This is a genomic window from Streptomyces sp. NBC_00443 (assembly GCF_036014175.1).
Taxonomy (GTDB): domain Bacteria; phylum Actinomycetota; class Actinomycetes; order Streptomycetales; family Streptomycetaceae; genus Streptomyces.
Genome location: NZ_CP107917.1, coordinates 5,558,669 through 5,581,186, shown reverse-complemented (window position 1 = coordinate 5,581,186; position 22,518 = coordinate 5,558,669). Strand labels below are relative to the sequence as shown.

The 22,518-nt window shown below is 71.2% G+C and carries 14 protein-coding genes and 1 pseudogene; 9 read left to right on the top strand and 6 right to left on the bottom strand.

Going from position 1 to position 22,518, the window contains the following annotated elements; genetic code table 11:
• Window positions 1–1,646, top strand: a pseudogene (locus tag OHO27_RS25295) (hypothetical protein).
• Window positions 1,647–1,665: 19 nt separating this feature from the next.
• Here OHO27_RS25295 and OHO27_RS25290 read toward each other — a convergent pair.
• Window positions 1,666–2,079 (bottom strand): organic hydroperoxide resistance protein, encoded by a 414-nt coding sequence (locus OHO27_RS25290; RefSeq protein WP_328427271.1) that lies wholly within the window; start codon window positions 2,077–2,079, stop codon window positions 1,666–1,668.
• A gap of 121 nt (window positions 2,080–2,200) precedes the next feature.
• Between OHO27_RS25290 and OHO27_RS25285 the strand changes: the two genes are divergently transcribed.
• Window positions 2,201–2,668 carry a MarR family winged helix-turn-helix transcriptional regulator gene (locus tag OHO27_RS25285; protein WP_328427270.1) on the top strand — a complete coding sequence of 156 codons (468 nt, stop codon included), beginning with the start codon at window positions 2,201–2,203 and terminating at the stop codon, window positions 2,666–2,668.
• Here OHO27_RS25285 and OHO27_RS25280 read toward each other — a convergent pair.
• Window positions 2,622–4,265 (bottom strand): glycosyltransferase family 39 protein, encoded by a 1,644-nt coding sequence (locus OHO27_RS25280; protein ID WP_328427269.1) that lies wholly within the window; start codon window positions 4,263–4,265, stop codon window positions 2,622–2,624. The genes OHO27_RS25285 and OHO27_RS25280 overlap by 47 nt on opposite strands.
• 93 nt (window positions 4,266–4,358) lie before the next feature.
• On the opposite strand from OHO27_RS25280, the gene OHO27_RS25275 reads away from it, so the two are divergent.
• Together OHO27_RS25275 and galE are read left to right on the top strand one after the other, a co-directional pair.
• Window positions 4,359–6,020, top strand: a complete 1,662-nt coding sequence (locus tag OHO27_RS25275) for a glycosyltransferase family A protein (protein ID WP_328427268.1) — start codon at window positions 4,359–4,361, stop codon at window positions 6,018–6,020.
• Window positions 6,021–6,094: 74 nt separating this feature from the next.
• Entirely contained in the window at window positions 6,095–7,075 is a 981-nt protein-coding gene (gene galE / locus OHO27_RS25270; protein ID WP_328427267.1) for a UDP-glucose 4-epimerase GalE, read from the top strand.
• Window positions 7,076–7,120: 45 nt separating this feature from the next.
• Here galE and OHO27_RS25265 read toward each other — a convergent pair whose 3' ends face one another.
• Both OHO27_RS25265 and OHO27_RS25260 read right to left on the bottom strand, forming a co-directional pair.
• Complete coding sequence (locus tag OHO27_RS25265; RefSeq protein ID WP_328427266.1) at window positions 7,121–7,765, bottom strand: response regulator transcription factor; 645 nt, start codon at window positions 7,763–7,765, stop codon at window positions 7,121–7,123.
• Window positions 7,766–7,845: 80 nt separating this feature from the next.
• Window positions 7,846–8,484, bottom strand: coding sequence for a TetR/AcrR family transcriptional regulator (locus tag OHO27_RS25260; RefSeq protein WP_328427265.1), 639 nt, complete (start codon window positions 8,482–8,484; stop codon window positions 7,846–7,848).
• Window positions 8,485–8,645: 161 nt separating this feature from the next.
• Here OHO27_RS25260 and OHO27_RS25255 point away from each other — a divergent pair, with 161 nt between their 5' ends.
• From OHO27_RS25255 to OHO27_RS25240, 4 genes are all read left to right on the top strand, one after another.
• A complete protein-coding gene (locus OHO27_RS25255) occupies window positions 8,646–9,569 on the top strand; it encodes an ABC transporter permease (RefSeq protein ID WP_328427264.1) in 924 nt (307 codons plus the stop codon).
• The gene (locus OHO27_RS25250; protein WP_328427263.1) at window positions 9,562–10,428 is read left to right on the top strand and encodes an ABC transporter ATP-binding protein; all 867 of its coding nucleotides are present in this window, start codon (window positions 9,562–9,564) and stop codon (window positions 10,426–10,428) included. The genes OHO27_RS25255 and OHO27_RS25250 overlap by 8 nt, the downstream gene beginning before the upstream one ends.
• Window positions 10,429–10,530: 102 nt before the next feature.
• Complete coding sequence (locus OHO27_RS25245) at window positions 10,531–12,759, top strand: CDP-glycerol glycerophosphotransferase family protein (RefSeq protein WP_328427262.1); 2,229 nt, start codon at window positions 10,531–10,533, stop codon at window positions 12,757–12,759.
• Window positions 12,756–14,462, top strand: coding sequence for a glycosyltransferase family 2 protein (locus OHO27_RS25240; protein ID WP_328427261.1), 1,707 nt, complete (start codon window positions 12,756–12,758; stop codon window positions 14,460–14,462). Before OHO27_RS25245 ends, OHO27_RS25240 begins: the two co-directional genes overlap by 4 nt.
• A gap of 98 nt (window positions 14,463–14,560) precedes the next feature.
• Here the strand turns inward: OHO27_RS25240 and OHO27_RS25235 are convergent, their stop codons facing one another.
• Together OHO27_RS25235 and OHO27_RS25230 are read right to left on the bottom strand one after the other, a co-directional pair.
• On the bottom strand, window positions 14,561–16,060 hold the full coding sequence (locus tag OHO27_RS25235) for a hypothetical protein (RefSeq protein WP_328430541.1): 1,500 nt from the start codon (window positions 16,058–16,060) through the stop codon (window positions 14,561–14,563).
• Window positions 16,061–16,176: 116 nt separating this feature from the next.
• Window positions 16,177–21,117 (bottom strand): NAD-glutamate dehydrogenase, encoded by a 4,941-nt coding sequence (locus OHO27_RS25230; protein ID WP_328427260.1) that lies wholly within the window; start codon window positions 21,115–21,117, stop codon window positions 16,177–16,179.
• 810 nt (window positions 21,118–21,927) lie between these two features.
• On the opposite strand from OHO27_RS25230, the gene OHO27_RS25225 reads away from it, so the two are divergent.
• The gene (locus OHO27_RS25225) at window positions 21,928–22,494 is read left to right on the top strand and encodes a DJ-1/PfpI family protein (RefSeq protein WP_328427259.1); all 567 of its coding nucleotides are present in this window, start codon (window positions 21,928–21,930) and stop codon (window positions 22,492–22,494) included.
• Window positions 22,495–22,518: the final 24 nt, after the last annotated feature.

Genomic DNA, 22,518 nt, shown 5'->3' with positions numbered 1-22,518 from the left:
ATGCCTCAAACCCGCACAACCTCCACGACCAGAGCCGCGGGCGCCGCTGTCGGTGTCCTCGTCCGGAGGACCGTGCGTGGCGCGAGTGCCCTGCGCGGCGGACGCGGTTGGCGGCCGACGCCGTACCAGGTCTACGGCTTCCTGTTCTACCTGGTGATGCTGCTGGCGTACTGGGCCGTGCCGCTGTGCTGCGACGCGGGCCAGCACGCGGCGGTCGTCGAACGCCTGAAGGCGGACCTGCTCCACCCGCGCCACCCGATGGCCGACCTGCCGGGCGCGGGCAGCCCGTACTACTCGCCGTACGCGGTCGCGCAGGGCGTGTTCGCCCGGCTGACGGGGCTGGGCGGCTGGGAGGTGCTGCGGCTGGCCGGCGCGCTGAACCTGCTCGTACTGCTGACCGGCATCGGCCGCCTGGTGCGGGTGCTGACGCCGAGACCGTGGGCGCCGGTGCTCGCACTGGGGGCGATGACGCTGCTCTGGGGGACCGAGCGGGCCTGGTGGAGCGGCTATCTGAGCCTGATGTCGATGACGGGGAACCTCGGCTACCCCTCGGCCTTCGCCATCGGCCTCACCTTCTGGGCCTGGGCGTTGACGGGGACGCGGGCACGGGGCCAGGGACAGGAACAGGAACAGGGGGAGGACCGGCAGCAGGGGCTCGTCCGGTACGTCGGGCCGAGCGGGCTGCCGGGGCTCGCCGGGTACGCGGGGATCGGGGTGCTCTACGGGGTGATCCTGCTGATCCATCCGATCACCGCGGTGGCCGCGGCGCTGGGCGCGGTGGCGTTCGTGGCGGGGTGGCAGCGGGGGTGGCTTCGGGGGCAGCGGGGCGCCCTGGCCGTGGGGTGGGGGTGATGACGGGCACGGCGGTGCTGCTCGCCTGGTCCTGGCCCTACTTCGACGTGTTCGCGCTGGCTGGGGACGACAGCGTGGACTGGATGCACGAGCGGCTGTACGAGCAGCTCGGCGGGCAGTTCTGGCTCGCCCTGCTGGGGCTGCCGGCGCTGTGGCTGCGGTGGCGGCGCGGCTCGTGGCGGGATCCGCTGGTGCTGCTCTTCGCCCTCGACTGCCTGCTCGTGGCGTACGGCTGGGTCAGCGGCCACTACACCTACGGCAGGATCCTCGGGCTGACCCTGGTGCCGCTGCAGTTCGCCCTGGCCGTCGAGCTGGCGGCGCCACGGCCCTGGCGCAGGGCACGCCGGGTGCTGGGCGGGGCCGCGGTCGCCGGGGCCTGCGTCGGGTTCCTGACCGTGCAGGGCGGGGCGGTGGTGCCGCGGGCACTGGATCCGATCGGGCTCGAACAGCCCTCGCTGTGGCCGTCGTACGCCTGGGTGGCACGTCAGGTCGGGAAGGGCGAGGTGGTGATCAGCGACGGGCACTACGCCCCTCGCTCCATCCCCGGATACGGACCGAACCTGGCCGCGCCGATCTGGCCCGACCCGGCCCTGGACGAGCGGGAACGGGAACGCCGGCTCGCCGATGTCCGCGCCTACCTCTCCCCCGCCTCGACCCGCGCCGAGCGCACGACCGTCGCCCGGCGCTACCACGCGCGCTGGCTGCTTCTGACGCGGTGGAAGCGGGTACCGGAGGAGGCGGTGGTGGTGGCGTGGAGCCGGGAGACGGGGGAGGTGCTGGCGCGGATCGGCTGACCGCCGCTGTCGGGTGCGGTTACTCGATGACGAGGTCGACGTCGATGTTGCCGCGGGTGGCGTTGGAGTAGGGGCAGACCTGGTGGGCCTGCTCGACCAGCTTGCGGCCGGTCGTCTCGTCGAGGGTGTCGGGCAGCTCCACGCGCAGCGTCACCTTCAGGCCGAAGCCCTCGCCCTGCTTGCCGATGCCGACCTCGGCGGTGACGGCGGCGTCGGAGACGTCGACCTTCGCCTGGCGGCCGACGAGGCCGAGGGCGCTGCCGAAGCAGGCGGCGTAACCGGCGGCGAACAGCTGCTCCGGGTTCGTGCCCTGGCCGTTGCCGCCCAGCTCCACCGGCGCGGCCAGCTGCAGGTCGATCTTGCCGTCGTTGGTGACGGCGCGACCCTCGCGGCCGTGGGTGGCGGTGGCGACAGCGGTGTAGAGCGCGTCCATGGAAACCATCCCTCTCAAGTCACGTTCCGGCGACTCCGTTGGCGGCCGCCGAGGACGACAAGTAGAGCACACAATTCAATTGCCCACAACTAAATGACGGGGCACGAGCTACCCTGGAGTCATGACGAGCACGCCCACGGCGGACTGGCTCCGCCTCGACCAGCAGATCTGCTTCTCCCTGAACGCCGCCTCGCGCGCCTTCGGCGGCGTCTACCGTGTGGTCCTCAAGGACCTGGGGCTCACCTATCCCCAGTACCTGGTGATGCTGGTGCTGTGGGAGCAGGGCGACCTGCCCGTGAAGAAGCTCGGCGAACACCTGCGCCTCGACTCCGGCACCCTGTCGCCGCTGCTCAAGCGGCTGGAGGCGGCCGGCCTGGTACGCCGGGAGCGCAGCGCCCGCGACGAGCGCTCGGTGGAGGTGCGGCTGACCGAGGAGGGCACCGCGCTGCGCGAGCAGGCCTTGCAGGTGCCCCGCCGGATCGCCGCTGCGACGGGATTCGACGTCGACGAGATCCGCGAGCTGCGGGCACGGCTGGACCAGCTCACCTCGGCGCTGGACACGGCGGCGGTGGAGGGGGCCACCGGTTAGGCGACTGCGGGGTGGGCGACTGCGGGGTGCGTTCCGTGGCCAGGTGGGCCATGTGTCCGGCGGCCGGGCGGCGGACGTACAGCCGTAGCGGACCGTCGGGCGGCCCCTCGGACAGCGGCCGGAACTCCTCGCCCACGATGCCGAGCTTGACGCGCTCCGTGGGGTTGCTCGGATACCAGGGGGAGTTCAGCGCGTACGGCTCGGCGACGACCCACACCCGGTCCACCGAGGCAAGCCTGCGCCGCAGTTCGCCGGCCCCGACCTCACGGCCGTAGAGCGTCCCCGACCGCGGCCCCGACTGCCACAGCGCGATGTCCCACGCCTGCCGGAACCCCTTCGGATAGGCGAGCACCGCCCGCCTCCCGATCGACGGCACGAACAGCACCGGGTCGCCGGGGCGCAGATGCCGGGCGGCGTAGGCGGAGGTGGTGGCGAGGTTGTCGGGACGGTGGGCCGGGGAGCGGTCCTGGCGGTGGAGGGGGAGGTGGTGGAGGAAGGCGAGGGTGATGGCGAGGGTGCCGGCCAGGGGAGTCAGGGGGAGACTCCGGGATCGGTCGGCGGTCGCGGGGTGTCCGTCGCAGGGGTCGGGTCTGCGGGAAGGGCGGTCGCCGTAGGGCCACACGCGGCACACGAGGCCGGCCAGCCGATCCGCCCCCGCGGCCACGAGCAACGGCGCCCCCGCGAGCGCGTACAACACGTACCGGTCGTCGTACATGGGCCGGACCTGCGACACGGCGATGAGGAGCCCGGGCGGCACCGCCAGCAACGGCAACGCGACCCCGGCGACCCGGCCCGACCCCAGCCCCGCCACCATCAGCAGGACGCACGCCCCGAACACCACGCCCGAGGGTCCGGCGGCGAACTCCCGCAGCAGCCGTTCCGCACTGCCCCACCCCGGCACCGGCAGCCACCCCACCTGCCCGGCCTGCGCCCGTGACACCAGCAGCAACGGCAGCAGGGCGACCCCGGCGGCCGCCACGGCACATCCCCACGCGGCCCACACCCGCCTCGGCGCCCGCCCCACCCCCAACGTCACCGCGTGCGCGCACACCAACGGCGCGGCCAGCTCATGCAGCAGACAGGTGACCGAGAGGACCACTCCGTACGCCCACCACACCCTGCGCACCAGCAGCAGTGTGGCTCCGGCCGCCCCGGCGGTCACCAGCGCGTACGAACGGCCCTCCTGGGCATAGTGCCCGACCAGCGGCGTCACCGCGTACAGCAGGCCGGCCCACAACCCCACCCTCGGCCGTGCCAGCCGCACCCCGAGCGCCGCGATCAGCCCCGCCGCCGCGGCCGCCCCGAGCACCGACGGCAGCCGGAGTGCGATCTCGCCGGGATGGACGGCGAGGACGGCGTGCATGAGCAGGTAGTACAGGGCGTGCACGGCGTCCACGCCCTGCACCAGCCGCAGGATCTCCGGCACCGACCGCCGCGCGACCTGGAAGGTCACTCCCTCGTCCCGCCACATGCCGTCGCGGTCGAGGCCCCACAGCCCGAGCCCGGTCATGACGACCACGGGAACACACACGGCGAGGATCGCGGCCGCATCGCCCTCACGATCGCTCTTCCCCGGCTCCCGGTCACCGATCACCACAGGAAGGAGTTTGTACTATTAACTTACCTTTATTGGTTATTGACGGCGTATCACCGCTGATATGCCACTCACCCGGCATACGATCTCGCGGTAATGAACCACAGCGAACCGGGCCGCGCCCCTCGGGTCGGCGTCGTCGTCATCGGCTACAACGACGCCGTACACGTGACGACCGCCGTCCGCTCGGCGCTGGCGCAGGGCCCCGCCGTCCGTGAGGTCGTCGCCGTCGACGACTGTTCGACGGACCACAGCGTCGAGGCGCTCACCCGTCTCGCCGCGACCGAACCGCGCGTGACAGTGGTCCGGCGCCGGGTCAACAGCGGCGGCTGCGGCAGTCCGCGCAACACCGGGCTCGACCGGGTGACCTCGCCCTATGTGATGTTCCTGGACAGTGACGACGTCCTTCCGCCGGGGGCGGTGGACGCGCTGCTCACGGCGGCGACGGGGGCGTGCGCGGAGGTGGCGAGCGGCCTGTGTGTGCGGCGGGAGCTGCCCGGCCGGCGCGAGGTGCCATGGCAGGCGCCCCTCTACGCCTCGCACGCCGTGTTCGAGCGCCCGGCACAGCGCCCGCGCCTGGTCCACGACACGCTCTGCGTCAACAAGCTGTACCGCACGGACTTCCTGCGCGAGCACGGCATCCGCTTCCCCGAAGGGCGCTTCCACTACGAGGACTTCGTCTTCACCGCGCGCGTGCTCGCCGCCCGGCCGCGCATCGCCCTCGTCCCCGACCGGGTGTACATCTGGCACGTGCGCCGCTCTGCCGACCGGCTGTCCATCTCCCTGGACCGCGCCGACATCGCCAACTGGCGGGCGCGCACGGAGGCGAGCCGGCTGGCGTACGACATCCTGCTGGGCGCCGGGCAGAAGGAGCTGGCACGCGCGGCACGCGCCAAGTTCCTGGACCACGAGGTGCGGATATACGCGCGCGAGTTGGGGTTGCACGACGCCCACTACCAGCGCGCCTGGTGGGCGCACACGCGGGCGTACCTCGCGGAGTACGACGCGTCCGACTGGGCCCACAACCCCACCGCGCCCGGCCGCCTCATCGGCCGCGTCGTCCTCGCCTCCCCCGAGCCCCGCGACCTGCCCCGCCTCAGGGACCTGGCCGCCCGGCCCGCCCGCCTCCTGCCGCCCTACGCCCACGCCTGCGACGGCACCCCCCTCTGGTCGGCCGACCTCCCCGAACCCACCCTGGACGCCCTGCTCACCCGCCCCGTCCGCCTCCTCCCCCTCGCCGTCGACGCGGAACTGCACCCTCGCGCGCGCAGCGCCCTCCTCCGGCTCCGCCTGCACGAGCTGTACGGCAGGGTGGCGCAGGCAGGGCCCGAGGCGCTGGAGGTGGAGTGGCGGTGCCGGGAGACGGGGCGGGCGGCGGGGCCGCGTACGAGGGTGGCGCTCACGTCCTCGCCCTCGCCCGACGGCGTCTGGTCGGCCAGGACGACGGTCCACTGGGCCGCGTTCTCCGGAGTACCCGGGCCGTACGGGCCGTCCAGCGCGTCCCGCACCTGGGATCTCCGCCTGCGCGTGCGCTTCCAGGGCGGCGCGTATCGCGAGGTCACGGCGCACGCCCTCACGAGCGCCGGTCCGCTGCGCCGACGCGCGGTGGTCGGAGCTGGTCACGCCGTAGTACTCGTACAGCCGTACGTCACACACTCCGGAGCGCTGGCACTGCGCGTGGCTCCCGGTTCACGGGGAGTCATGTCCGTGGTCCGCAGCAGACTCCGCCGCCTGCTTCACTGGCACACGCACACTTGAGACAGACCAGTAGTGCAGCAGTAGTGCAGACCACGGACGACCACAAGGCCCACTGACGAGGGGAACGGCCGCACATGACCTGGCTGATCACCGGCGGCGCCGGTTACATCGGAGCGCACGTCGTACGGGCGATGACCGAAGCGGGCGAACGCGCCGTGGTGTACGACGACCTGTCCACCGGCATCGCCGACCGCGTGCCGGACAACGTCCCGCTGGTCGTCGGCTCGACCCTGGACGGCGAGCGCGTCGCCCGCGCCATCGCGGCCCACCGCATCACCGGTGTCGTCCACCTCGCGGCGAAGAAGCAGGTCGGCGAGTCCGTCGACCTCCCCCTGCACTACTACCGGGAGAACGTCGAGGGCCTGCGCGTCCTGCTGCAGGCCGTGACGGCGGCGAACGTACGGTCCTTCGTCTTCTCCTCCTCCGCGGCCGTGTACGGCATGCCGGACGTGGACCTGGTGACGGAGGAGACGCCGTGTGCGCCGATGTCGCCCTACGGCGAGACCAAGCTGGCCGGCGAGTGGCTGGTCCGGGCCACCGGCCGAGCGACAGGCCTGTCCACGGCGTCGCTGCGCTACTTCAACGTGGCGGGCGCGGCCACCCCCGAACTCGCCGACACCGGCGTCTTCAACCTCATCCCCATGGTCTTCGAGAAGCTCACGGAGAACGCGCCCCCGCGCATCTTCGGCGACGACTACCCGACCCCCGACGGCACGTGCATCCGTGACTACATCCACGTCGTCGACCTGGCCGAGGCCCACGTCGCCGCGGCGCGGGCCCTGCAGTCCTCCCCCGGTCACTCCCTCACCCTCAACATCGGCCGCGGAGAGGGCGTCTCGGTCCGCGAGATGATCGACCTGGTCAACGCCGTCACCGGCTACGACCGCCCCCCGACCGTGACCCCCCGCCGCCCCGGCGACCCGGCCCGCGTCGTCGCCTCCGCCGACCGCATCGCGACCGAACTGGACTGGAAGTCCAAGCACGACGTACAGGACATGATCGCGTCGGCCTGGGAGGGGTGGATCCGGCTGCATCCGGGGGCGGCGCTGAGGTGATTCGGGGGCGCGGGGACGCTTCGGCACCCTGCTGCGCCCGGCTGCCTACGAGTTGTTCAGGTACGTCAGCACCGCAAGCACCCTGCGATGGCCGCTGTCGCTCTGCGGCAGGCCCAGCTTGAGGAAGACGTTGCCGATGTGTTTGTGGACGGCGCGTTCCGTGACGACCATGACCTCGGCGATGGTCGCGTTGTCGTGGCCCTCCGCCATGAGGGCCAGGACCTCGCGCTCGCGCGGGGTGAGGGAGTCGAGCGGGGAGTCGCGGCGCCGGGCCAGGAGTTCCGTGACGACCTCGGGGTCCAGGGCGGTGCCGCCGGCCGCGACCCGCTCCAGCGCGTCGAGGAACTCGTCCACCCGGCCGACCCGGTCCTTCAGCAGATAGCCGAGGCCGCTCGCACCGCCGGCGAGCAGTTCGGCGGCGTACGACTCCTCGACGTACTGGGAGAGAACCAGGACCGGCAGCCCGGGCAACTCCTTGCGTGCGGTGAGCGCGGCGCGCAGACCCTCGTCGCGGAAGTCCGGGGGCATCCGCACGTCGAGCACGGCGGCGTCGGGGCGGTGCTGCCGCAGTGCGGGCAGGATCTCGGGGCCCGTGGTGGCGGCGGCCACGACGTCGTGTCCGGCCGACGTCAGGAGGAGGACGAGGCCCTCGCGCAGCAGGGCGTTGTCCTCGGCGATCACGACTCTCACGGCAGTTCCGCCTCTGCTCCGGTCACCGCGCCCGCGGTGACGCCGCCCCGCTCGACCGGCGGTCGCTGCGCGCAGCCTACTCACAACGCCTTGAGCGCCTCCGTGGTGGCCCGGGCCAGCGCTTCCAGGTGGCCCTTGGGCAGCTTCGGGCTGCGGGCCACGACCATCCGCCAGTACAGCGGGCCCGAGATCAGGTCGAGCGCGAGCTCGTTGTCGATGCCCGCCCGCACCTCGCCACGCCGCTCCGCCCCGGTCAGGATCTTGCTGGCGACCCCCTCCTGCCCCTGCTCCAGCGCCTTCTGCAGCGCCTCGGCGATCTCGGGGTTGCGGGCCGCCTCGGCCTGGAGGTCGGGGATGATCTGCGACACGACGGGGTGACGCAACGCGCGCGAGGTGACCTCGTACAGCATCCGCAGGTCCCCCTCCAGGGAGCCCGTGTTCGGCGTCGGCAGCCCCATGACCGCCACCGCCGACACCACGTCGAGCACCAGGTGCAGCTTGGAACGCCAGCGCCGGTACACCGCGGTCTTGCCGACGCCCGCGCGGCGCGCGATGCCCTCGATCGACATCCGCGCATAGCCGACCGCCGCCAGTTCCTCGAAGACGGCCGCCCGGATGGCCTCCGTCACGTCCTCGCGGAGCACGGCCGCCCCGGCGGGGGTCCGGCGGCGCGGACTCGTCTCGGGCTGGTCGGCGTTCGTCGTCATGCCGGACAGCATAGGGCGTTGCGACGAAACGGTTGCGTTCCGACGTCCTGAAGACCTACGCTCACGTTGCGACGATACGGTCCCGTCCCGACGTAAGAATTCGTGAAGAGAAGCGTAAGAACCCGCCCCGCACCCACCCCGCACCCTCCTCCCCCCGAGTGAAAGCAGCGGATGTGACCCAGGCCCTCCACACACCGCCCCCCACGGCCCCCGCCCCGCCCTACGAAGCCGACCTCGCGGCCCTTGCCGCCCGGCACGGCCTCTCGGTCAGCGGGGCCCGCCCCTCCCTGCGCGAGTACGTCGGGCGGCTGTGGGCGCGCCGGCACTTCATCGGCGCCTTCTCCACCGCCAAGCTCACGGCGCAGTACAGCCAGGCGAAGCTCGGCCAGCTGTGGCAGGTGATGACGCCGTTGCTGAACGCGGCGGTGTACTACCTCATCTTCGGCAAGCTGCTGGGCACGAGCCGGGGGGTGCCGGACTACATCCCGTTCCTGGTGACGGGGGTGTTCGTGTGGACGTTCACGCAGAGCTCGATCATGGCGGGCACCCGCGCGATCTCCGGCAACCTGGGGCTCGTACGGGCCCTGCACTTCCCGCGGGCCGCGCTGCCGGTCTCCTTCGCGCTGCAGCAGCTCCAGCAGCTGCTGTTCTCGATGGCCGCCCTGGTCGTGATCCTGCTCTTCTTCGGCATCCCGGTCGCCGCCTCCTGGATACTGGTGGTCCCGGCGCTGCTGCTGCAGTCCGTCTTCAACACGGGCGTCGCGATGGTCATGGCCCGGATGGGCGCGAGCACACCGGACATCGCCCAGCTGATGCCGTTCGTGCTGCGCACCTGGATGTACGCGTCGGGCGTGATGTTCAGCATCAGCCACATGATGGCCAAGCACACCGACTGGCCGTCCTGGCTGACCGCGGCCCTGCAGGCCAACCCCGCGGCCGTCTACATCGACCTGATGCGCTTCGCGCTGATCGACAGCTTCCACGGGAGCCAGCTCCCGCCGCACGTGTGGGCGATCGCGACGGGCTGGGCGCTGCTCGCCGGCGTCGGCGGCTTCATCTACTTCTGGAAGGCTGAGGAGACCTACGGCCGTGGCTGACCACGCACAGCTCGCACAAGAGCAGATCCTGCCGGCCCAGCAGGTCCCCACCGTCATCGCGGACGGCGTCGACATCGTCTACCGCGTCAACGGCACCGGCGCCGGCCGCGGCTCCGCCACCGCCGCCCTCAACCGCATCCTGCGCCGCAGGCAGACCGAGAAGGCATCGGGCGTGCGCAAGGTGCACGCCGTCAAGAAGGTCTCCTTCGTGGCGTACCGGGGCGAGGCGATCGGGCTCATCGGCACCAACGGCTCCGGCAAGTCGACCCTGCTGAAGGCGGTCGCCGGTCTCCTCCCGGTCGAGAACGGCCGTATCTACACCGACGGCCAGCCCTCCCTCCTCGGCGTGAACGCGGCCCTGATGAACGACCTCACCGGCGAGCGCAACGTCCACCTCGGCGGCCTCGCGATGGGCATGTCCCGCGAACAGGTCAAGCAGCGCTACCAGGAGATCGTCGACTTCTCCGGCATCAACGAGAAGGGCGACTTCATCACCCTCCCGATGCGCACGTACTCCTCCGGCATGGCGGCCCGCCTGCGCTTCTCCATCGCCGCCGCCAAGGACCACGACGTGCTGCTGATCGACGAGGCCCTCGCCACCGGCGACCGCTCCTTCCAGAAGCGCTCCGAGGCCAGGATCCGCGAGCTGCGCAAGCACGCGGGCACCGTGTTCCTGGTCAGCCACAACAACAAGTCGATCCGGGACACGTGCGACCGCGTGCTGTGGCTGGAGCGCGGCGAGCTGCGGATGGACGGGCCGACGGACGACGTTCTGAAGGAGTACGAGGCGTTCACGGGCGACAAGGCGCCCAAGCCGGCACCGAAGCCCAAGCCGGCACCCGCCTCTCTTCCCTCGTGAGGCGCAACTCGGCCGCACCCTTTCACCCCGTTGATGCCACTATGGCCGGACGGGGGGACAGGGTGCGCCCGGCGCGATGATGACGGTGAAGGAGTCCCCGCGATGCCCGAGCTCAGCGTCATCGTCCACGGGCCGAACACCCAGGACCGTCTGACCGGACTCCTCGCCTCCCTGGCCGCGCACCCGCACCCCGACGTCGAGGTGATCGTTGCCGCGGTCGGGCCGTGGGCCCAGGAGACGGCCCGGACGTACGCCCCCGAGATGCTGGTACTGCCGCTGCCGGACGGAACGGACGACGCCGCGGCCCGCTCGGCCGGGGCGGCCCGGGCCTCCGGCCGCTGGCTGCACTTCGTGCACGCGAAGGACGGCCTGCCCGCCGGCGCCCCGCGCACGGTCGCCGAGCGGGTCGCGCAGGTGCCGGACGAGGTGGACGTCCTCCTCTTCGACCACGTCCGCTCCACCTGGGAGACGTCCGGCCTGCCCTCCTCCGACGGCCCGCGCCTGGCCCGCGCGGGCCGCGCCGCCCACCCCCTCGACGACATCGCCCGCAGCGCGCTCCGCATCACCCCGCTGCTGGGCAACCGCGCGCTGCGCACCCCCTTCTGGCAGGCGCACGAGCCCCGACTCACCACCCCCGACGAGCCGTACGCCGCCTACGCCACCCTCCTCCTCGCCGACCACGTCGCCGCCCTGAACCAGGTGGCGTACGAGCACCACGAGCTGCGCCCCGAGAGCCTCCCCCCGGTCACCCCCGAGCAGCACGACGCCCTCGTCGACCGCTACGAAGCCCTCCTCACCCTCGCCACCGGCGCCGCGGTCCGCGCGGTGCCCGCAGGCCACGCAAGCCTCACCACGCACGCCGTCCTGTACGACGTGATGATCCGGGACTGTCTGCGCACCTTCGCCCGCACCCCCATGCCGGACGCCGTGGCGAGACGGTTCTTCCGCCGCGCCGCCGAAGCCGCCGTCCGGCAGCGCCCGCCCGGATACCGCCGCCCCGCCGGCCCCGAGGGCATCCGACGCGCCCTCCTGGAGGAGAACGCGTACACCAGGTACCGCGCCTTCCAGGCCGCCAACCGCACCCGCCGGGCCGCCAAGTCGGCCGTGGGAGCCCGCGCACGCCAGGTCTCCGCCGCCCTCGGCGACCACCACTACCGCAGGTCCCTGTCCCGCCCGGTCAACCCCAACCTGGCCGTCTTCGCGGCGTACTGGAACCGCGGAGTGGCCTGCAACCCGGCGGCGATCGCGGCCAAGCTCACCGAACTGGCCCCGCAGATCCACCCGGTGTGGGTGGTGACACCCGACAACGCGCCCCTCCTCCCACCCCACACCGACCACGTGCTCCCCGGCACCCGCCGCTACCGCGAAGTGCTGGCCACGGCGAAGTACCTGGTCAACAACGTCAACTTCCCCAACTCGGTCGTGAAACGCCCGGACGCGATCCACCTCCAGACCCACCACGGCACCCCGCTCAAGCGCATGGGCGTGGACCAGATGGAGTTCCCGGCGGCAGCCAAGGGCATGGACTTCCAGGCCCTGCTGTCCCGTATCGACCGGTGGGATTTCAGCGTCTCCGCGAACAGCCACTCCACCCGCATGTGGGAGCGCGCGTACCCCTCCCGCTTCGTCTCCCTCGACCACGGCTATCCGCGCAACGACGTCTACTACACCGCCACCGCGGCCGACATCCGCACGATCCGCGACCGCCTGGGCATCCCCCCGACCCACCGCGCGATCCTCTACGCCCCCACCCACCGCGACTACGAGGCCGGCTGGACGCCCCGCCTGGACCTCGCCACCCTCGCCGAGCAACTCGGCAATGACACGGTCCTGCTGGTCCGCGGCCACTACTTCTACGACGGCACCCCGTCCCCGCTGACCGCCCTGCGCCGCACGGGCCGGGTCATCGACGTCTCCGCCTACGACCCGGTCGAGGACCTGGCCCTGGCCGCGGACGCGCTGGTCACGGACTACTCGTCCATCATGTTCGACTACGCCAACCTCGACCGCCCGATCGTCGTCCACGCCGACGACTGGGAGACCTACCGCTCCACCCGCGGGGTCTACTTCGACCTGATGGCCGAGCCGCCCGGCCAAGTGGCCCGCACCCAGCAGGAACTGACCGAGATCCTCACCACCTCGGCCTGGCGCGACGAGGGCGCGACGAAGGCGCGGACCGCCTTCCGCCACCGCTTCTGCGAGTACGACGACGGACGCGCCGCCGAACGCGTCGTACGCCGGGTGTTCCTGGGCGAGAGCGAGGACGCCCTGCCGCCGGTACGTCCGCTGGAGGAACGCACACCGGCACCGAGCCCGAGGGAGTCGGTATGACGCCGGACGCCACGCCCCTGGACGTCACGCTCCCCGACGTCACGGCCCCGGACGTCACCGTCACGGTCATCGTCTACAACGACGCCGAGCGCCTCCCCCGCGCCGTGGCGTCGGTACGCCGCCAGACCCACGCCAACATCGAGATCATCATCAGCGACGATCACTCGACGGATGAAACCCCGCAGGTGGCACAGCACTTGGCGGCCCAGGACCCCCGCGTCCGCCACCTCCGCCTGCCCGAGAACAGCGGCGGCTGCAGCGCCCCGCGCAACCGCGCCCTTCAGATCGCGCGAGCGCCGTACGTGATGTTCCTGGACAGCGACGACGAACTGAGCGACGACGCGGTGGAGTTGCTCCTGTCCGCCCACCGCGAGCGGGAGATCGACTTCGCGATGGGCGCGGTCGTGCGGATCCGCGACGACAGCGGCCGCCGTACGAAGTGGATGCCGCACCTGGTCGCCGAGCGGCGCACGGTCATCGGCATCGAGTCCGAACCCCGGCTGCTCTTCGAGCACCTGTCGACGAGCAAGATGTACGCCCGTGCCTTCCTGGACCGCCACGACCTCCGCTTCCCCGAGGGCATCCACTACGAGGACCAGCTGTTCTCGGCGCAGGCGTACTGCCTGGCCAAGGAGTTCACGATCGTCCCGGAGCCGGTGTACCACTGGCACGTCGCGCCCTACGCGGCCACCGACGCGGCATCGATCTCCAACCAGCGCGACCGGCTCGCCAACGTCCGCGACCGCGTCCGCGTCCAGCGCCTCATCGACGACTTCCTCGCCGAGAGCGGGCACACGGGGCTGCGCGACGACAAGGACTACAAGTTCCTCAAGCACGACTTCCGGATGTACGCCGGGGACCTGCCGTACCGCGACGAACAGTGGCTGACCTCTTTCGCGGACATCATGACCCCCTACCTGGAGACCCTGTCCCCCACGGCGTACGCCCGCCTGCCCCGTACGGAACGCGTGGTCCTGCAGCTGGTCCGCGAACGCCGCTTCCAGGAGGCCGGGTCGGCGGCGCGCGGCCTGGGCCACGCAGTAGCGCCGCGGCAGGTGACACCGGACGGGAAGGGCCACACGTACTGGGGCGAGACCGTCCCCACAACCGACTGGTCCCGCCGTGAACTGGACGTCACCGACCTCGAACTGGACACGCGTCCCTTCCGCAGCGCCCAGTTCCGCCACGAGATCACCGAGCTCACCCGCGGCCCCGGCGCCTCGATCGACCTCACCATCCGCACCTACGACCCCGGCCTGCGCCTCCCGGTCGGCCCCCACCGCGCCGGCCTCCTCCTCGCCCCCGGCCGACACCGCCTCAAGGTCCCCTTCCGCCTCACCCCGGTCCGCCCCGGCATCTACGAGGGCCACGTCCACCTCGACCTCGCCATGGCCCCGGTCCCCCACCACGGCTTCGCCGGCGTCCGCCACCCCTTGCTCCGCATCGAACACCAGGGCCAGGCCCACTCCGCCGTACTCCTGGCCCCCCTGGACTTCCCCACCCTGACCACCCGCATCCCGTACCGCACAGGCGCGGCACCACACCAAGTGACGATCGAGCCGGAGGGCCGAGGCGCCGGCCGACTCCAGATCCGCTGGCAGCCGGTGGGCGTAACGGCAAGGCTCCTCCACCCCCTGGCCCGCCGCGCGGCCCGACCGAGGGTGAGAAGGGCGGCACGCTTGTTGAGGAGCGCGTTGCGGTAGGGCGATCTTGGGTCACTCACCGGCGCCGGCCCAGGTATCCAGCCCGTCTGGGGGTGCCCCCTCTGGGGGAGTTCGAGGACGAGGAAACCCGCAACCCCTCACCGCACCACCTCATACAGCACCTGCCCGCCCGGCCCCGGGGCCACCACCCGCACCCCGGAGCCCACCCCACCGCCACCCCCCTGATCCACAACCCACCGCACCCCATACGCCCGCACGATCCCCCGCCGAACCCCCTCCGACGCCCCGACCGCGAAGTACCGCCGCACAGCCTCCCCCCGCCGCGCCTCATCCGGCAGAAAGAAGTCGGGATACCCAGGCGCCACGGTGTACGCCCCGTACGCCGGAATCTGCCGCGCAGCGAACGTCCGCGCCATCACCACGTCCCCGTACGCAACCCACGGCGTGACCCAGTGGTACCCCACCCAAGGCACCCGGTACTTCGCCGCAACCACCCCCGGCAACACACCCCGCGGAACGACGTACCCGACAGTCCCGACCTGCGTCCAGGCCCCCACGGCCAACGCCCCGCCGAGCACCCCCACCCCCACCCCACGCCACCACGGCCGACGCCCCCACACCTCCACGACCCCCACCGCCGCGGCGGTCTGCGCGGGAATCACCACCGCCGGCACAGCCCGCCCCCACGAGTAGTGCCCACTCACCCCACCCAGCCCCACAACCACCACCCCCAGCGCGAAGAACAGCACCAACGGATCCCGCCGGTCCCGCCACCACCGCACGCCGAGCGCCACCACCCCCACCGACACCAGCCAGTACCGCCCCACCAGATCCCGGTACAACCCCCGATGCACCGCCTCCAGATCGGCCCCCGCCCCGGACAACGCGAAGAAGTCGTAGTACGGCCACACCCACAGAACCCCCAGCCCCACCAGCACCCCCGCCCCCAGCCGCGCCCACACCCCACGCCCCACCCGCGCGGCGACCACCGTGGCCAGCGCCCCCAGCGAGGCCACCACCCCCGAGAACTGATGGCACAGCAGAATCACCGCCCACAGCACACCGAGCCCGGCCCACAGCCCCCACTCCCGCGCCCAGCCCGCCCGCGCCGACCCGGCCGCCCGCACCGCCCCCGCGAGCCACGCCCAGAAGTGAAATGCCAGCCCCAACGCGAACACACTCGGATACGACACCGTCAACGCCAGCGAGTTCAGCCCGAGGAAACCGCTCCAGGTGAACAGCGACGTCCCCCACAGGAACACCAGACACAACAAGGACAGCGCGGGCGCAGCCGGATGCACGCTCAGCGTCCGCACGTACCGCCACACACCGCTGACGAACAGCCCGAGCCCGACCACCGCACCGATCCGCAGCACGACGAAGACGGAGAAGCCGGTCACCCGGGCGACACACCCGAGCACCAGCATCCAGGGCGAGTAGTACGGACTCGGCGTGTCCGCGTCGACGAGCGGATTGCCGGGGTCGACCAGGTCGTGCCGCAGACGTTGCACGGTCGCCGCGTGCATACCGAGGTCCCCGGCCCACGGAAGCCGGACGACGACCAGCACAAGCAGCACGACCACCAGCACGGCGCCGACCTGCGCAACGACCGAAGGTCTCCGCAGCGCGCCCCGCATCGTGCTCACGCCAGCACTGTAATTCCCGTTATGCCCGAAATGCGCGAGCGCCCCGGACTGTCACAGTCCGGGGCGCCCTGACCCACGTACGAGCTACGTACGACGAATCCGTACGGCTACGAGTGCTGCCGCAGCAGCGTCCGCATCGTCCGCATGGCCACCGACAGGTTGGCCAGATCGAACGCCTCCGACCCCTGGATCTCCTCCAGCGTCGTCCGCGCCCGTCCCAGAATCGCCGCGTTCTTCTGCTCCCACGACTTGAAGCGCTGCTCGGGCGTCGCGGTGCCGTTGCCGGCCGCCAGGATGTCCGAGGTCAGGGCCGCATGGGCGGCGTAGAGGTCCTCACGGATGGAGGCGCGGGCCATGGACTGCCAGCGGTCCGCGCGGGGCAGCTCGATGATGCGGTCCATGAGCTGGGTGATACGGAGCCGGTCGGCGAGGTCGTAGTACACCTCGGCGACGTCCATCGGGTCCTTGCCGAGGCGGTCGGCCACCGAGACGATGTCCAGCGTCGGGAAGGCCGAGGAGAACCCGGATACCCGCGTGGCCAGTTCGGCCGGGACGCCGATACCGGTCAGCTCGTCGTAGATCTGCTGGTACCACTCCAGGTCCGCGCCCCTGAGCAGCTTCGGCAGCTGCGACCACACCTGCTCGACGCGGTCACTGAAGAAGTCGATCGTGTCGGCGAGCTCCAGCGGCTGCGGCCGGTTGTTGAGCAGCCAGCGCGTGCCGCGCTCGACGAGTCGGCGTGAGTGCAGCCGGATCCGGGTCTGGACGGCGGCCTCGACCTTGTTGTCGAGCGCCTCGACCGCATCCCACACGGTCCCCGAGCGGAAGATCGCGCGGGCCACGGTCTGCGCCCGGACGATCTCTTCCAGGGAGGCCCCGGTCTCCTCGCGCAGCCGGTGCAGATACGTCGTACCGCCCGTGTTGACCGTGTCGTTGACCAGCACGGTCGTGGTGATCTCACGGCGCAGCGGGTGGCTGACGAGGTTGGCCGGGAACTGCTCGCGCAGCGCGGTCGGGAAGTACGCGTGCAGCAGGGTGCTCAGGTACGGGTCGTCCGGCAGCGTGGTGTGCAGCAGCTCCTCGGCGACGGTGATCTTCGTGTACGCCATCAGGACGGCCGTCTCCGGGCCGGTCAGGCCGTGGCCGGTGCCGAGGCGTTCGCGGATCTGGCGGTCGGTGGGCAGGAACTCCAGCGCCCTGTCCAAGTGCCCCTCCCTGACCATGTGCTTCATGAAGCGCTGCTGGGCGTGGAGCATGGCGCTGGACTGTTCGAGGGCGTTGGCGATCGCCGTGTTCTGCGCGTAGTTGTTGCGCAGGACCAGGTGGCCGACCTCGTCGGTCATCTCGGCGAGCAGCTTGTTGCGCTGCTTGACGGTCATGTCGCCGTCGCTGACCAGGCTGTTGAGCAGGATCTTGATGTTCACCTCGTGGTCGGAGGTGTCCACGCCCGCGCTGTTGTCGATGGCGTCGGTGTTGATCCGGCCGCCGTTCCGCGCGAACTCGATCCGGCCGAGCTGGGTCAGGCCGAGGTTGCCGCCCTCGCCGACGACCTTGACGCGCAGGTCGGCGCCGTCGACGCGGATGGCGTCGTTGGCCTTGTCGCCGACGTCCGCGTGGGTCTCGGTGGAGGCCTTGACGTACGTACCGATGCCGCCGTTCCACAGCAGGTCCACCGGCGACTGGAGGATGGCCTTCATCAGGTCGGCCGGGGTCATCTTGGCGACCTTGCCCTCGATGCCGAGGGCGTCGCGGATCTGCGCGTTGACCGGGATCGCCTTGGCGCTGCGGGGGAAGATGCCGCCGCCGGCCGAGAGCAGCTCGGTGTTGTAGTCCTCCCAGCTGGAGCGCGGCAGCCCGAAGACGCGGCGGCGCTCGGCGTAGGAGGTGGCCGAGTCCGGGTTCGGGTCGATGAAGATGTGCCGGTGGTCGAAGGCGGCGACCAGACGGATGTGCTCGCTGAGCAGCATGCCGTTACCGAACACGTCACCGGACATGTCGCCGATGCCGACGACCGTGAAGTCCTCGCTCTGCGTGTCCACGCCCAGCTCACGGAAGTGCCGCTTGACGGACTCCCAGGCACCGCGGGCGGTGATGCCCATGCCCTTGTGGTCGTAGCCGGCCGAGCCGCCGGAGGCGAAGGCGTCGCCGAGCCAGAAGTTGTACTGCTCGGCGACCCCGTTGGCGATGTCGGAGAAGGTCGCGGTGCCCTTGTCGGCGGCGACGACGAGGTAGGTGTCGTCCTCGTCATGCCGGACGACGTCCGCCGGGGGCACGACCTCGCCGGCGACCATGTTGTCGGTGATGTCGAGCAGCGCCGAGATGAAGGTCTTGTAGCTCGCGACCCCCTCCGCCAGCCACGCGTCCCGGTCCACGCTCGGGTCCGGCAGCTGCTTGGCGACGAAGCCGCCCTTGGCGCCGACCGGCACGATGACGGTGTTCTTCACCATCTGCGCCTTGACCAGGCCGAGGATCTCGGTGCGGAAGTCCTCACGCCGGTCGGACCAGCGCAGGCCACCGCGCGCGACCTTGCCGAAGCGCAGGTGCACGCCCTCGACGCGCGGCGAGTAGACCCAGATCTCGTACGCCGGTCGCGGCGCGGGCAGGTCGGGGATGGCCTGCGGGTCGAACTTCATGGAGACGTAGTCGTGGTGCGTGCCGCCCGCCGCCTCCTGGAAGAAGTTCGTCCGCAGCGTCGCCTTGATGACGGTGAGGAAGGACCGCAGGATCCGGTCCTCGTCGAGGCTCGCCACCTGGTCGAGCGCCGCGTCGACCTCTTCGAGCAGCGCGTCCACGATCTCGCGTCCCGCGCGCTGGCGGTCCGGCGACATCCGCGCCTCGAACAGGGAGACGAGCAGCCGGGTGGTGTGGACGTTGTTGCGGAGGGTGTCCTCCATGTAGTCCTGCGAGAAGGTGGAGCCCGCCTGCCGCAGGTACTTGGCGTACGCCCGCAGCACCATCGCCTGCCGCCAGGTCAGCCCGGCGCTCAGGACGAGGGCGTTGAAGCCGTCGTTCTCCGACTTGCCGGTCCAGGTGGCGGCGAAGGCCTCCGAGAAGCGCTCACGCGCGTCGTCACCGAGGTAGTCACCGGCACCGCCGCCCACCGACTTGGGCAGGCGCAGACCGAAGTCGTAGATCCAGGCGACGCTGCGGTCGGAGCAGCGCAGTTCGTACGGCCGCTCGTCCACGACCTCGACGCCGAGCCGGCTGAGAACGGGCAGGACAGCGGACAGGGAGACGGCCGGGCCCTTGCGGTAGATCTTGAACCGGCGCTCCTCGGGGGCCGCGCCGACCGGCTCGTACAGGCTCAGCGAGAAGTTGTTCTCCTCGGTGAGCTGTTCGATGTGGACGAGGTCCGAGACCGCGGAGCGCGGGCTGTGGTCGGCCTTGTAGCCCTCGGGGAAGGCGGTGGAGTAGCGGCGCAGCAGCTCGGCGGCGTGCTCCTCGCCGAGTTCGGCGTTGAGCGCGTCGGCGAAGCCGTCCGCCCAGGAGCGCGCGGCCTCGACGAGACGCGCCTCGATGCGCTCCTTGTCGCTGTCGCTGAGCTCCGGCAGCTCGGTGCCCTGCGGGACCCGGACGACGAAGTGCAGCCGGGAGAGGATCGACTCGGTGTTCCAGGCGGTGAAGTCGACGCTGGTACCGCCGAGCTCCTCCTTCAGGATGTCGATGATCCGCAGGCGTACGCCGGTGGTGTAGCGGTCGCGCGGGAGGTAGACGAGGGCCGAGTAGTAGCGGCCGTACTCGTCCTGCCGCAGGTACAGCCGCAGCCGGCGGCGCTCCTGCAGGTAGAGGACGGAGGTGGCGATGCGCTGGAGCTCGGGGACCGGGGTCTGGAAGAGCTCGTCGCGCGGGTACGTCTCCAGGATCTGCAGCAGGTCGCGCCCGTCGTGGCTGTTGGGCGAGAACCCGGCGACCCGCAGCACGTCGTCGACCTTGCGCCGGACGACGGGCACACGGCGGACGGACTCGGTGTAGGCGGCGGAGGAGAACAGGCCCAGGAAGCGGCGCTCACCGACGACCTCGCCGTTTGCGTCGAACTTCTTCACGCCGACGTAGTCGAGGTACGACGGCCGGTGCACGGTCGCCCGGCTGTTGGCCTTCGTGAGGATGAGGAGCTTGTGCTCGCGGGCCTTGGCACGGGCGTCGGCGGGCAGCCGCTCGAAGGAGGGGCTGACGGGGTGGCTGTCGGTCTCGGAGTGCTGCGGGTCGGCGCGCAGGATGCCGAGGCCGGTGCCCGGCACGGCGGCCAGCGAGTCGTCCTCGCGCAGCTCGTACTCGCGGTAGCCGAGGAAGGTGAAGTGGTCGTCGGCCAGCCAGCGCAGCAGCTCGCGGGCCTCCTCGAATTCCTGATCACGCAGATCGGAGTGGGGCTCCTTCGGCAGCTCGTCGGCCATCCGCAGGGCCAGGTCCCGCATCTTGCTCCAGTCCTCGACGGACTCGCGGACGTCGGACAGGACGCGCAGCAGGTCGGCGGTGATCTGCTTCAGGTCGCCGCGGTCGGTCTCACGGTCGATCTCGACGTGGATCCAGGACTCGGTGTGCGTGTCGTGCGGCACGTCGCCGGTGGGCGGCGCGGTGAGCACCTCGATGAGCTTGCCGGTGACGTCGCGGCGGACGAAGACCTGGGGGTGGATGACCACATGGATCCCCCGGCCCTGCCGAGTCAGCTCGTTGGTCACCGAATCGACCAGGAAGGGCATGTCATCGGTGACGACTTCGACGACGGAGTGGCTGCAGGTCCACCCGTTCTCTTCCACGGTGGGTGTGTGAACCCGCACGTTGGCCGTGCCCTGGGGGCGGTTCTCGGCCAGCCGGTAGTGCGAGAAAGCGGCTCCGAAGATGTCGACCGGGTCGCGGTCGCTGAGGTCCTCCGGGGCTGTGTGCAGGTAGTAGCGCTGGAGGAACGTGAGCACGGTGTCGTGGTCCGGGGTGCCGGGGCTGCTCTCGTCCGTCGTCCCAGTCGGTAGGTGCCCCCCGACCGGGCTGTTCTCAGCTACCCGAGCGGCCCTCTCGAGCAGCTCGGCCTTGGCTTCGTCCAGCTTGGTCTGCATTGTCCTCTGGCTCCTGTCGCGCGCCGTTGCGTGACGTAGAAGGAAGTACGGTCTCTTCCCCTCCGGTGTAACGCCGCGACGCGGGGTGTCCGGTCTGCTTCGACGCTATGCCGCGAGGTGAGATGAGCGGGGCTATATGAGCCAATCTTGAGCTGCCCAAGGGGTGTGACGCTGCTCTCTGCGACGTCCGGGCCCGGGGTGTGCATGACGTCCCGGGAGCCCTTACGCCCCCCTCCCGCCCGCGGAGACCAGCGACCGCCGCCCGGTCACGGATGTAGTCCGTGCTCTCCGGGCGCAGGGCAGGGGCAACACTGCCCCCGCGAGCTATCGCGCTGATCACGCCACTAAGGCTATCGCTCCTTACAGGGGGCCCGTCATGAGCCGTATGTGTACAAAACCAGGGGTGGAACTTTGACGTTCTGCACAGGGGCAAACGGGGCGGGGAGGGCGTAACTGGCGGGGTGGGGTGCACAGGGGGAGCCTGGGGTGAGGGACTGTGACGACGACCGGGGCCGGGTTCCGAGAACGGAAGCAGGCCATCCGGAGGCGGCCGGTGTCCGAAAACAGCCGCCGACAATGGCGCTTACTGCGGCTTGCCTGTCCGCGACCCACCGGGCGTGCAGGCGTCGTGCCGCCGGACGGCCGGTGCCTCCGGGCGGCCCGTACCTCCGGGCGGCCCGTCCGGCCGTGGCGGCACCTCACCCAGCCGGGCCGCGCACGCCCCCTTGGCAAGCGCCCCGCCCGGAGGCACGTTGCCCCTAAGGCCCGGCGGAGACGCAGCCCCCGGCCATAAAGAGGAGCGCACCCGACATGACAGCGAAAATCCTCATCGTCACCGGCGACGCCGCAGAGTCACTGGAGGTCCTCTACCCCTACCAGCGCCTCCGCGAAGAGGGCTACGACGTCCACATCGCCGCCCCCACCCGCAAGAAGCTCCAGTTCGTCGTCCACGACTTCGAACCCGGCTTCGACACCTACACCGAGAAACCCGGCTACACCTGGCCCGCCGATCTCGCCTTCTCCGAGGTCGACCCCGGCGACTACGCCGCCGTCGTCATCCCGGGCGGCCGGGCCCCCGAGTACCTCCGCAACGACCCCGAGCTCCGCAAGATCCTCAAGTCGTTCTTCGACTCCGACAAGCCGGTCGCCCAGATCTGCCACGGCCCCCTGCTCACCGCGGCGATCGACAGCCTCCACGGGCGCCGCGTCACGGCCTATCCCGCCCTGGAACTGGACATGCAGGCAGCCGGCGCCACCTTCCAGGACGCGGAGGCCGTGGTCGACGGCACCCTGGTCTCCTCGCGCGCCTGGCCGGACCACTCCAGCTGGATGCGCGAGTTCCTGAAGGTGCTGCGAGCGAAGGCACCGGTGACCTGACCCAGGCCCACTCCCGGGCCCATG

Excerpts from the sequence above, each read along its gene's own strand:
- OHO27_RS25290 (WP_328427271.1), bottom strand. The coding sequence starts at position 2,079 with ATGGACGCGCTCTACACCGCTGTCGCCACCGCCACCCACGGCCGCGAG.
- OHO27_RS25285 (WP_328427270.1), top strand. The coding sequence starts at position 2,201 with ATGACGAGCACGCCCACGGCGGACTGGCTCCGCCTCGACCAGCAGATC.
- OHO27_RS25275 (WP_328427268.1), top strand. The coding sequence starts at position 4,359 with ATGAACCACAGCGAACCGGGCCGCGCCCCTCGGGTCGGCGTCGTCGTC.
- galE (WP_328427267.1), top strand. The coding sequence starts at position 6,095 with ATGACCTGGCTGATCACCGGCGGCGCCGGTTACATCGGAGCGCACGTC.
- OHO27_RS25260 (WP_328427265.1), bottom strand. The coding sequence starts at position 8,484 with ATGCTGTCCGGCATGACGACGAACGCCGACCAGCCCGAGACGAGTCCG.
- OHO27_RS25245 (WP_328427262.1), top strand. The coding sequence starts at position 10,531 with ATGCCCGAGCTCAGCGTCATCGTCCACGGGCCGAACACCCAGGACCGT.
- OHO27_RS25240 (WP_328427261.1), top strand. The coding sequence starts at position 12,756 with ATGACGCCGGACGCCACGCCCCTGGACGTCACGCTCCCCGACGTCACG.
- OHO27_RS25235 (WP_328430541.1), bottom strand. The coding sequence starts at position 16,060 with ATGCGGGGCGCGCTGCGGAGACCTTCGGTCGTTGCGCAGGTCGGCGCC.
- OHO27_RS25230 (WP_328427260.1), bottom strand. The coding sequence starts at position 21,117 with ATGCAGACCAAGCTGGACGAAGCCAAGGCCGAGCTGCTCGAGAGGGCC.
- OHO27_RS25225 (WP_328427259.1), top strand. The coding sequence starts at position 21,928 with ATGACAGCGAAAATCCTCATCGTCACCGGCGACGCCGCAGAGTCACTG.